This window comes from Paracoccus sp. (in: a-proteobacteria) (genome assembly GCF_030536915.1).
Lineage (GTDB): Bacteria > Pseudomonadota > Alphaproteobacteria > Rhodobacterales > Rhodobacteraceae > Paracoccus.
Genome location: NZ_JAUNPC010000227.1, coordinates 1 through 1,535 on the forward strand (window position 1 = coordinate 1; position 1,535 = coordinate 1,535).

The window sequence follows — 1,535 nt, forward strand, 5'->3', positions numbered from 1 at the left end:
CGAAGGCGGCGACCGGGCCGAAGCTCGGGTCGCGGTTGATGCCCATGAGGCACTCGATCCCGCCGGTGACCTGCCTGACCACCAGCACGCCGCTGATGCGGGCGCCCGGCGCGTGGGTCGCTGCCGCAGCAAGGATTGCATCATATGCGGCGGCGGCTTCGTCGGCGCTGGCGATGTTCAGCTTCACCCCGCCGATGTCGGACTTGTGCAGGATGTCGGGCGACAGGATCTTCATCACCACCGGATAACCGATCCGGTCCGCTGCCCGCCGCGCCTCGGTCGCGCTGGTCACGACCTCCTCGGGCGGGGCATTGATGCCCGCCTGCGCCAGCAGCGCCTTGGCCTGCGCCTCGTCCGGCGTCTCGGGCGGCAGGGCCACGGGGGCACCGGCTTCAGGGGGCGGGGCCGGACGCGCCGCAAGCACCTGACCCACGCGGCCCATGGCCGCAATGGCGCGGACGGCGCGGCTGGGGTCCTGGAAGACGAGGAACCCGGCCTCCTCGTAGGAACGCATCACCTCGCGCGGTCCCATGGCGCACAGCACCAGCAACCTGTCAGGATATTCCGCCCTGAGCGGCGCGAACAGGCGCAGAAGCTGGGGCGCAAGATCGGCCCCGCCCGCGACATAGGTGGCAAAGCAGGCGACCGAGGCATAGCCGCCATCGTCCAGCGCCGCCCGCATGAAGCTTTCGAACAGCGTCAGGTCGTTCAGCGCCTGCGCCGTGCAGTCCAGCGGATTGACCGCCGAGGCGATCGGCAGCAGTTCGCGCAGGCGGTCCTGCGCCTCCTGCGGCATGGGCGGCATCGGCAGGCCCACCGCCTCGGCCTCGTCCGAGGCGACGATCCCCGCCCCGCCCGAGACAGTGATGAAGCCGAGGCTGTTGTTCACCGGATAGATGCGATGCGTCGCCGCATAGGCGAAATCCATCATCTCGTCGGTGTCGCGCACACGGATCGCGCCGTGATCGGCCAGAACCGCCTCGGCCACCTTGTCGTCGCCCGTCAGCGAGGCGGTGTGCGAGGCGGCGGCGTGAGAGCCGACCACGCTGCGTCCCGCCTTCAGCACGAAGACCGGCTTGCCCGCCGCCCGCGCCGCATCCAGGCCCCGCAGCAGCGTCTCGGGGTTGTTCAGCCCTTCCAGATAGGCGCAGATCACCTGCGTCTGGTCCGCGCCCGCCATCCAGCCGATCACGTCGCCCACGGTGATGTCGGCCTCGTTCCCGGTGGCGACCAGGACGCCGGTGCCAAGACCCCGGTCCCGCGCCACTGCCCCCAGATGCGCGCCATAGGCGCCGGACTGGCTGGCGATGCCCACCGTCCCGTCCAGCGGGAAGCCGGTGTCCAGCGAGGACGAGAATGTCCCGTAATACCCCAGCCCCACGTTGTAGGCGCCCAGGCTGTTCGGACCCAGAAGCCGCATCCCGTATCGCTGCGCGGCCTCGATCAGCCGCTGCTGGCCCTCGCGCCCCTGCTCGCCCAGCTCGGCAAAGCCCGAGGTGAACAGCGTCACCGCCTTGCAGCCGCGCTGCCCCAAC

Annotated in this window: 1 protein-coding gene; it reads right to left on the reverse strand. The window is 70.6% G+C overall.

Going from position 1 to position 1,535, the window contains the following annotated elements; genetic code table 11:
• Positions 1-1,535 (reverse strand): acetate--CoA ligase family protein (locus Q4F04_RS15965; protein WP_303370769.1); only part of this gene is annotated, 1,535 nt, incomplete at both ends.